Origin of the sequence: Hypnocyclicus thermotrophus (assembly GCF_004365575.1) — a bacterium.
Taxonomy (GTDB): domain Bacteria; phylum Fusobacteriota; class Fusobacteriia; order Fusobacteriales; family Fusobacteriaceae; genus Hypnocyclicus; species Hypnocyclicus thermotrophus.
Genome location: NZ_SOBG01000012.1, coordinates 16,462 through 27,118 on the forward strand (window position 1 = coordinate 16,462; position 10,657 = coordinate 27,118).

Genomic DNA, 10,657 nt, shown 5'->3' on the forward strand with positions numbered 1-10,657 from the left:
AGGTGAGAGAGTGGAAGATAATAAAATAAAAATAGAGTTATCTGATTGGCTTTATAATGCTGGAGTAGTAGGATTATATAATATATTAGAGCATAATGGAGATAAAGTACAGATAAAAGATAATTTTTTAGAATTTGAGATTAATTCATTAGAAAATTTTGAAGAGAAATATTTTAAATATTTTATTGAAAAGTATGAAAAATTTACCTCATGGTATAAGATTATAAGTTTTCAGAATAAAATAGAGTACTGGGAAGAAGATGGATTTCAAAATTTTAATGAAAAATCATTAGAAGAATTAAACTCTTATATTAGAGATGTATTGAAAAAATATTTAAAAAGTAATAGTTATATCGCAGCTTATGATTTAATAAATAATGATTTTGATATTAAATTAGCTGAAAAAGAAATTTCTACAATTAATTTGAAAAAAAATCAAGAATTTCAAGATATTTTAAATAATATAAAATTAATGATAGAAAAAATAATAAAAATTATTAATTATTTTAAAGAGGACGAATCAAAAAAATACTTAGCAGGAAAAAATGTAATGTACAACATTATAAAAAATGGATGGAATGGAGTATGTTTTTTAAATGCTCGAACCAAAGAAAAAGATATGTATATTGATTATAAAAAATATTTTGTAGATTCAACAATAGAATATAATAAGGTAAAAAAAGATAAATTTAAATATAATTGTTTTTTATGTGATAGAGAAATGAAAGATTTAAATAATGATTTGAGTTTTTTAAATGCGACAGGATTTGATACAAAGAGAAAATCATCTCATGTATGGAATTTTACTAATGATGTAGCAGTTTGTCCAATTTGCAAATTGATTTATTCTTGTGTTCCTGCTGGAATAAATTATGTATATTCAAAGGGAATATTTATAAATGATAATTCAAATATTGATTCGCTTATAAATATAAATCAAAAAGTACGAGATGAAATTTTAAAAGAACACGAAACAAATAATTCTCTTACATATAGAGCTATGATTATAGCCTTAGAGGAAGAAATAAATGATAAGGTAAAATATGAATTGTCTGATATTCAACTTGTAAGATATGATGAAGAAAAATATAGATTTAATATTTTATCTAAAAAATTACTAGAAGTATTAAGAAGCTCAAGAGATGATTTGAATAAACTAATTAAAACTGGATTTAATGAAATAAATACCTATTTTAATATTTATGAAGAAGTTCTAAAAAAAATAATGAATGGAGAAAATTTATTTTTATTCATTCATAAATTACTAAGTTTAAAATTGTCAAAACCTGTGGATGCTCATTATAAAATGAGTCATTTAAAAAGTATGATGTATATCAATATTAAATTTTTAAAAGGAGTGGGATTTGTGGAAAATATAGAAAAAGATATTATTGATAGTGCAAATAAGCAAGGATATTTTTTAAGAACAGAATATGAAAATAGAAATTCTGAAAATAAAATAGGTGGAATTTGTTATAGATTATTAAATGGTTTGAAAACAAATAATAAAGATATGTTTATGGATGTAATAATGAATTGTTATCTATATATAGGGAAAACGGTTCCTAAAATATTTATAGAAGCCTTGAAATCGGATGAGAATTTTAAAACGATTGGCTATGCTTTTGTAAGTGGATTAATAAATGAAAAAGATAAAAATAATGGGGGGAGTAAATAATGAAAAATAAAGGATTAATTTTATCGATGATATTTGAAGCGGAAAGTGCAAATTATGGTGAAGGGATAGGGAATGTAGCTTCTTTAAAAAAAATGGCAAGAGGAAGAGGGGAGCAATATACTTATATTTCAAGACAGGCAATAAGATATAATATTATAGAGCAGTTAGGAGAGGAAAAAGCAAAAGTAAAGGTTGAAAAAAAAGTAGTTCAATTTCATCCTGATTCTACAATTAAAGATTATCCTGAAATAGATTTTTTTGGATATATGAAAACAGTAAAAGGTTCAGATGGAAAAACAAGGTCAGCAAGAGTGAGATTATCAAATGCAATTTCATTAGAAACTTTTAAGGGGGATTTAGATTTTTTAACTAATAAAGGTTTAGCTGATAGAAATGAAGATGGAATGAAAGGAATGAATATAGCTCAATCTGAAATTCATCATTCTTATTATAAATATACAATTACAGCAGATTTGGAAAAAATAGGAATAGATGAAAATGATAATATAAGTCTTGATAATAAAGAAAAAGCAAGAAGAGTAAATAAACTACTTGATACAATAGCTTTATTATATAGAGATATAAGAGGAAGAAGAGAAGATTTAAAACCTTTATTTGTAATAGGTGGAGTATATAATGTAAAAAATCCTGTTTTTCAAAATATACTAGATATAAAAAATAATAGAATATTAGTAAATTCTATAAAAGAGGTGTTATTTGACAGTATAAAAAATGATACTTATTGTGGATTAATTGAAGGGAAATTTGATAATGATGAAGAGATAAAAAAAGAATTAAAGGCAAAATCTATGCCTGAATTTTTCTCTACAATAAAAGGAAAAGTAAGTGAGTATTATGAAAGCAATTAGAATTAAACTATATCAAAATATGGTAAATTATAAGATTCCTTCAAGTTTTCAGTTAAAAGAAACTTATCCTTTACCACCTTATTCCACAGTAATAGGAATGGTACATAATTTATGTGGATACAAAGAGTATCAAGAGATGAAAATAAGTATTCAGGGAAAATATCATTCAAAAGTAAATGATTTATATACAAGATATGAGTTTAAAAATGGAATGGAATTTGATAAGGGCAGACATCAATTACAAGCAGATAAATTTGGAATATGTAGAGGTATTTCTACAGTAGAACTTTTAACAGATGTAGAATTGTTAATTCATATAATTCCTGAAAATCAGGATTTAATTGAAGAAATAAAAAATAGTTTAGACTTTCCTAAAATATTTCCAGCTTTGGGTAGGTGGGAAGATTTGGCGGTAATAGGAGAGGTAAAAATAGTTGAGATTTTTGAAGAAGAGTTAGAAGAAGATTTATCTCTAGGTGACAATTACTCTGTGTATATTCCATTAAAAATGATAAAAGATGGAAAGATAATGCTGTTAGGAAATGGTAATAAAACAAGTAATCAAGGGACAAGATATAAATTAAATAAAAATTACAAAAAAAAAGATTATGGAAGAAATAGAGTTATCAGGAAATGGAATAAAGTAGAGGTAGTCTACTCTTCAAGAGTATTAGCCGTGGAAAATGAAAAGATACTATTAGATAGTGATAAAAAAATCGTCTTTGCAGTATAAGGGGGAGATATGCTTTATTTAGCAAAATCAAATCCTAGAGAAACAATACAGGAACATACAGATAAATTATTAGAAAACTATAATATACTAAAAGATATATATCCCAATTTAGAAATAAATTGGGATATTTTAAAATTAGCCTGTATTTATCATGATTTAGGAAAAATGAATTCAAAATTTCAAAAAAAACTAAAAACAGGGAAAAGAGATAAAGATGAGGTAGCACACAATATTTTAAGTATAGGATTTGTTGATACCAAGAGATTAAAAGATATATTCCAAATAGATGAGATAAGGGTATTACTACAAGCAATAGCTTATCATCATGAAAGAGGAGAGTATGATTTAGAAAAATTTGAAGAAGAGCTTGATTTAATGAAAGAAGAGATAAAGAATTTTGTTTATGATAAAATTCAAATTGAAAGTTTAAAAAAACCAAGTATTAAATATTTTAATAATAGCAGAATTCGTGAGAAAGAAAATGAAGAACTATTTTATAAATATATTATGATAAAAGGACTTTTAAATCGGATAGATTATGCTGCAAGTTCTGATATAAAAGTTGAGATTGAAAATGTTTTTTTAAATAAATCTTTAGATAGCTGGAGAGAGAAAAAACAAGTGAAATGGAATGAATTACAGGTATTTATGGGAAAAAATCAAAATGAAAATGTAATAGTAGTAGCACAAACAGGAATGGGAAAAACAGAGGCAGGATTAAGATGGATAGGGAATAATAAAGGATTTTTTACATTACCTCTTAAAACTGCAATTAATAAAATATATGAAAGAATAAAAGATGAGATTATAGAAGAGTCTTATTCAGAGAAAATAGGAGTTTTACACTCTGATACATATAGTGAATATGTAAATTTAAATGAAGATGATTTGGATATTGAAAATTATTATACTAAGACAAAACAACTATCAATGCCATTGACAATTTCTACATTAGACCAGTTATTTAATTTTGTATTTAGATATAGAGGATTTGAACCAATCTTAGCCACTTTATCATATTCTAAAATAGTAATAGATGAGATACAGATGTATTCTTATGACTTAATAGCTTATTTAGTCTTGGGATTGTACTATATAAGTAGATTAGGTGGGAAATTTGCAATCTTAACAGCTACATTGCCTGAATTTTTACTTGATATTATGAAAGAAGAGAAAATAAGTTTTAAAAGAGCAGAAAGAGACTTTATAAATGAGAAAGTTAGACATAGTATAAAAATAGAAGAAAAAGAGATAAATGCAGAGGATATAATAGAAAAATATAATAAGAATAAGATTTTAGTAATTTGTAATACTGTAAAAAAAGCACAAGAGATGTATCAAAAATTAATAGATAATAATATAGAAAAAGTAGAACTTTTACATAGTAGATTTATTAAAAAAGATAGAAAAGTCAAAGAGAAGAGAATAACAGAGCTTGGGAAGATAGAAAGTAAAGATTATGGAATATGGGTTAGTACTCAGATTGTAGAAGCTTCTTTGGATATTGATTATGATTTGCTATTTACAGAACTCTCTGATTTGAATAGTTTATTTCAAAGGATGGGAAGGTGTTATAGAAAAAGAGAGTTTAAAGAAGAGACTTATAATTGTTTTGTATTTAATGGTGGAGAAAAAAAGTGCAGTGGAGTAGGGCAAGTAATAGATAGAGATATATTTCAATTTTCTAAGGATATTTTAAAAGAAGTTGATGGAAAAATAGATGAAAAAAAGAAATTGGAATTAATAAATAGAGTGTATTCTACTGAAAAAATAAAAGATACAAAATATTATGAATTAATTAAAAAAAATATTTCATATGTAAAGAAGATAGATGATTATGAAAAAAGTAAAACAGAAGTAAGAAATATGTTTAGAAATATAGAGAGTGTAACAATAATTCCAAAAAAAATCTATAGAGAGAATAAAATAGAGATAGATGAAAATTTAGAAATTTTAGAAAAAGTAAATCAAAAAGATAATAGTGCAGAAGAGAGAAAAGCATTGAGAAGAGAGAAAGAGCTGGCTAAAATAGAGATATTAAAATTCTCAGTTTCTATACCATATTATGCTTTTAAAAATGGAACTTACGATGAAATGATAAAAATAAATAAGTATGAAATATTGTATATATTTGATTGTGAGTATAGTAAGGATGTAGGAGTAAGTTTTAAAAATAAAAAAAATAAAATTGATCCTTTCGATTGTTAGTCAGGTGATGGTATGAAACAAAATTTAAAGATAACAGGAATAATGTTTTATTATTATTTCATATGTAAAAGAAAACTCTGGTATTTTAGAAATGAGATACAGATGGAGAGTAACAGTGAAGCTGTGGAAATAGGAAAACTTATAGATGAAAAAAGCTATAAAAGAGATAGAAAACATATAATGATAAATGAGACTATTAATATTGATTTTATGAGGAATCGTAAAGTGATACATGAAATAAAGAAATCAGATAGTATGGAAGAGGCTTCTATATGGCAGGTAAAGTATTATATATATTATCTGAAAAAACATGGAGTGGAAGATATTAAGGCAATACTTGATTATCCTAAATTAAAAAAGAGAGTAGACGTAGAACTAAATAAAGATGATGAAGAAGAGATAGAAAAAATATTACTGGAAATAGAGAAAATAGTAAGAGATCAAAAGATGCCAAGTATCATTGACAGTAAGATATGTAAAAAATGCTCTTACTATGAATTATGTTACATCTAAAATAAATCTAAAGAATGGTGATTAATATGAAAAATACATATTATCTACTGAAAAATGGTGAGCTTCGAAGAAAAGATAATAATTTGATAGTAAAAGCCTGTGATGGAAGTGAAAAAGTAATTCCTATTGAAACAGTAAAAGAGATTTATATTATGGGAGAGGTGAATGTTAACTCTAAATTGATGACGTTTTTATCACAAAATAGTATAATTTTACATTTTTTCAATTATTACGGATTTTATTCAGGCTCATATTATCCTAAAGAAAAGTTAGTATCAGGTTCTTTATTGGTAAAACAGGTAGAACATTATAGAAGTAAAGAAAAAAGAGTAGAACTGGCAAGAGAAGTTTTAAAATCTGCAAGTTATAATATAAAGAGAAACCTAAGATATTATAATGAGAGAGGAAGAGACTTAGAAGATGAGATAAAGACAATTAAGAATTTAAGAAAACATCTTGATAGGCAAAATGAGATTAATGAATTAATGGGAGTAGAGGGGAATATCCGTGAAGGCTATTATAGAGCTTGGAATAAGATAGTAAATCAGGATATAAATTTTGAAAAGAGAGTAAAACATCCACCGGATAATATGATTAATTCTCTATTGTCGTATGTAAATTCACTGGTTTATACAACAGTATTAAGTGAGATATATCATACTCAGCTTAATCCTACAATTAGTTTTTTACATGAACCAAGCACTAAGAGATTTTCATTAAGTCTTGATATAGCGGAGATATTTAAACCTATATTAGGAGAAAGAATGATATTTTCGTTACTAAATAAAAATATGATAAATGAAGATAGTTTTGAAAAGGAGATGAATTCTCTTTATTTGAAAGATAGTGCTAGAAAAGTGATATTACAAAAGTATGACAGTAGATTGAAACAGAGAATAAGACACAAAGTGTTAAAGAAAAATGTGTCTTATAGATACCTTATACGTTTAGAATGTTATAAGATAATAAAACATATATTAGGCGAAAAAAATTATGAAGGATTTAAAATATGGTGGTGATATAATTGTATGTTATTTTAGTGTATGATGTAAAGTTAGATAGTGCTATTGGACAGAAAGTATTGAGAAATGTATATAAGATATGTAAAAAATACATGTATCATATACAAAACTCTACTTTTGAAGGAGAGTTGTCAAGAGCTCAAATAGTGAAATTGAGATATGAACTAGATGAATATATAAGAAAAGATAAGGATTCTATAATAATATTTAAAAGTAGAAATGAAAGATGGCTTGATAAGGAGTTTTGGGGATTAGAAGATGATAAGACATCGAATTTTTTTTAAAACTGTCGATCTGTAATAGTGTAAAAAACATAGGGGAACGACAGTTTTTATTTGAAGCAATAAAATTAATACTTTGTGTTTAGAATGTGAAAATGAGACACAAAAAAATAGTTAAGAATTATATAAAAAGTTAGAGAACGATAGAAATAGGGTTGCAAAGTTAATAAAAATATAGTATAAAATATATATGGATTTTAATAAGACCATAGTGGAATGTAAATAAAAAGAAAAGATACTTTGGAAAATATTTTTTGGAACAATTTTAATAAGACCATAGTGGAATGTAAATCAATTTTACCATCTATGTTTGAAAATGAAATTGGAGAATTTTAATAAGACCATAGTGGAATGTAAATTATAAAAGGTCTAAGGCAAAGAACGCAACATTGAAATTTTAATAAGACCATAGTGGAATGTAAATGATATCAGCACATTAAAAACAGAAAACTGGTATCGGGATTTTAATAAGACCATAGTGGAATGTAAATGATATCAGCACATTAAAAACAGAAAACTGGTATCGGGGATTTTAATAAGACCATAGTGGAATGTAAATGATTTAACAATATTAAAAGAAAGGATCAAATCAGAGAATTTTAATAAGACCATAGTGGAATGTAAATTATATATGTCAATAGTTTTTTAAAAAATTATACTGTAATTTTAATAAGACCATAGTGGAATGTAAATGAAGACTGGTTTCGGGAAGTTGTCCCAAATTGGGACAATTTTAATAAGACCATAGTGGAATGTAAATTCATTTAATTTACTCGCCTCTGTCAATCGAGACAGCCAATTTTAATAAGACCATAGTGGAATGTAAATTTTCTGGAAAATTATTGTCATATTCTATATAATTGTTATTTTAATAAGACCATAGTGGAATGTAAATTGAGATTAAGAGTACAATCCTTAATCTCGATGAGGGGTTATTTTAATAAGACCATAGTGGAATGTAAATGATTTAAGTGCATTAAAAAAAATAATTAAATCAGAGATCATTTTAATAAGACCATAGTGGAATGTAAATCTCAAGGAATGAATCGTTTGTATTCAACAATTCTTGCATTTTAATAAGACCATAGTGGAATGTAAATCATTCCGGATCGACGAAGTAGACGAAGAGGAGGGGGCATTTTAATAAGACCATAGTGGAATGTAAATTTTATATAATAATTTATCATTGCTCCTATACCATCATTTTAATAAGACCATAGTGGAATGTAAATGATATCAGCGCATTAAAAACAGAAGACTGGTATCGGGATTTTAATAAGACCATAGTGGAATGTAAATACATATCTTCAGTTTTCCATGTATACATTATTATTTTATTTTAATAAGACCATAGTGGAATGTAAATACATATCTTCAGTTTTCCATGTATACATTATTATTTTATTTTAATAAGACCATAGTGGAATGTAAATGTGTGTGTCAGAATCTTTTAAAATAAACAATTAATAATATTTTAATAAGACCATAGTGGAATGTAAATGCTTCGTATATTATTAAAAATAAAAATGAGGATTATGCGATTTTAATAAGACCATAGTGGAATGTAAATAAGTACCTTTTCTTTTTCGGTGTACGTCAATGTGTCCCATTTTAATAAGACCATAGTGGAATGTAAATTATATATGTCAATAGTTTTTTAAAAATTCAAATTTAATTTTAATAAGACCATAGTGGAATGTAAATATTAAATTACTTAGGTATTGAAATTAGATTAGATGAATTTTAATAAGACCATAGTGGAATGTAAATTTCTAAGAATGAATCGTTTGTATCCAACAATTCTTGCGATTTTAATAAGACCATAGTGGAATGTAAATCTTGACGAATTTTTGGAATACGAACCAGATATCAGTCTATTTTAATAAGACCATAGTGGAATGTAAATACTTCGTATATTATTAAAAATAAAAATGAAGATTATATTTTAATAAGACCATAGTGGAATGTAAATATCTTGAACATTTTGACGATACCAGCTCTCTGATTTGAATTTTAATAAGACCATAGTGGAATGTAAATTTTTTTATTTTTTTAAAAAAAACTGTTGACATATAATTTTAATAAGACCATAGTGGAATGTAAATAATTGGGACATTTTACCGGACGAAGAAAAAGAAGACAATTTTAATAAGACCATAGTGGAATGTAAATTCTTTTTTAACTATTCTAGCAGGTGCAAAATCAATGATTTTAATAAGACCATAGTGGAATGTAAATTTTTACCAAGTCTTGATTTTAATTTTTTTACATCTGTGATTTTAATAAGACCATAGTGGAATGTAAATTTCTACCCCCAAATCCTCTATCCATCCTAAAGACAGATTTTAATAAGACCATAGTGGAATGTAAATTTTTTTTATTTCTTCGTCTACTCGTTTTTAAAACATCGAGATTTTAATAAGACCATAGTGGAATGTAAATATTCAGCCAATTCATCTTCAAGTTCCTCATCTTTAAATTTTAATAAGACCATAGTGGAATGTAAATTCTTTTTTAACTATTCTAGCAGGTGCAAAATCAATGATTTTAATAAGACCATAGTGGAATGTAAATTAATTGATATTATCAAAGACTGTATATATACCATCTATTTTAATAAGACCATAGTGGAATGTAAATGTTACGTACATTGTTAAAAATAAAAATAAAAATTACGATTTTAATAAGACCATAGTGGAATGTAAATACAATCGAAGAGTTGGAAGTGATTTCAATTAAAGAATATTTTAATAAGACCATAGTGGAATGTAAATAAGCTAAACACATTGAAAGAAAAAATCAAATCAGAGAGATTTTAATAAGACCATAGTGGAATGTAAATTACACTCCTCTTCATCATCTTCTTCCATTCGAAACATTTTAATAAGACCATAGTGGAATGTAAATGAACTAAACACATTGAAAGAAAAAATCAAATCAGAATTTTAATAAGACCATAGTGGAATGTAAATAAATATTTGTACGTCCTTTTAACGTCATTTTCTTCTTTTATTTTAATAAGACCATAGTGGAATGTAAATAAGCTAAACACATTGAAAGAAAAAATCAAATCAGAGATTTTAATAAGACCATAGTGGAATGTAAATATATTTTCAATTTCTTTTGGAAATTATAGATCTAATGAAAAGATAAAAAAGAAGATAGTGTTATTAGATGGAAATTAAAAAAAAGAAGAAGGAAAAGTTTTATTAGTTTTAACAGAAAGAACAAGCAGAAAAGAAATAATAGAAATATTGCCTAATAAAACACAAAACTCGGTAATAAAAGCATTAGATAGATTAGAAAGAAAAATAGGAGTAAAAAACTTTAGAGAAGAATTTAAAACAATAACA

Annotated in this window: 7 protein-coding genes, 1 pseudogene and 1 CRISPR repeat array; all 8 genes and pseudogenes read left to right on the top strand. The window is 25.5% G+C overall.

Features of this window, described 5'->3' with window-relative positions; translation table 11 throughout:
• Positions 1–10 precede the first annotated feature (10 nt).
• Positions 11–1,678 carry a type I-B CRISPR-associated protein Cas8b1/Cst1 gene (cas8a1, locus tag EV215_RS10245; protein WP_134113920.1) on the top strand — a complete coding sequence of 556 codons (1,668 nt, stop codon included), beginning with the start codon at positions 11–13 and terminating at the stop codon, positions 1,676–1,678.
• A complete protein-coding gene (gene cas7i, locus EV215_RS10250; protein ID WP_134113921.1) occupies positions 1,678–2,547 on the top strand; it encodes a type I-B CRISPR-associated protein Cas7/Cst2/DevR in 870 nt (289 codons plus the stop codon). Before cas8a1 ends, cas7i begins: the two co-directional genes overlap by 1 nt.
• Positions 2,534–3,280 (top strand): type I-B CRISPR-associated protein Cas5b, encoded by a 747-nt coding sequence (gene cas5b / locus EV215_RS10255; protein WP_134113922.1) that lies wholly within the window; start codon positions 2,534–2,536, stop codon positions 3,278–3,280. Before cas7i ends, cas5b begins: the two co-directional genes overlap by 14 nt.
• Positions 3,281–3,289: 9 nt before the next feature.
• A complete protein-coding gene (gene cas3 / locus EV215_RS10260; protein WP_134113923.1) occupies positions 3,290–5,488 on the top strand; it encodes a CRISPR-associated helicase Cas3' in 2,199 nt (732 codons plus the stop codon).
• A 42-nt stretch (positions 5,489–5,530) separates the two neighbouring features.
• Positions 5,531–6,001 (top strand): CRISPR-associated protein Cas4, encoded by a 471-nt coding sequence (cas4, locus tag EV215_RS10265; protein ID WP_243832419.1) that lies wholly within the window; start codon positions 5,531–5,533, stop codon positions 5,999–6,001.
• Between the two features lie 26 nt (positions 6,002–6,027).
• Complete coding sequence (gene cas1b, locus EV215_RS10270) at positions 6,028–7,020, top strand: type I-B CRISPR-associated endonuclease Cas1b (RefSeq protein WP_134113925.1); 993 nt, start codon at positions 6,028–6,030, stop codon at positions 7,018–7,020.
• 5 nt (positions 7,021–7,025) lie between these two features.
• On the top strand, positions 7,026–7,307 hold the full coding sequence (cas2, locus tag EV215_RS10275; protein WP_134113926.1) for a CRISPR-associated endonuclease Cas2: 282 nt from the start codon (positions 7,026–7,028) through the stop codon (positions 7,305–7,307).
• A 191-nt stretch (positions 7,308–7,498) separates the two neighbouring features.
• A CRISPR array of direct repeats spans positions 7,499–10,411; the repeat unit is 30 nt; unit sequence ATTTTAATAAGACCATAGTGGAATGTAAAT.
• A 90-nt stretch (positions 10,412–10,501) separates the two neighbouring features.
• A pseudogene (locus EV215_RS10650) lies at positions 10,502–10,657 on the top strand (IS30-like element ISCth2 family transposase); the annotation flags it as partial.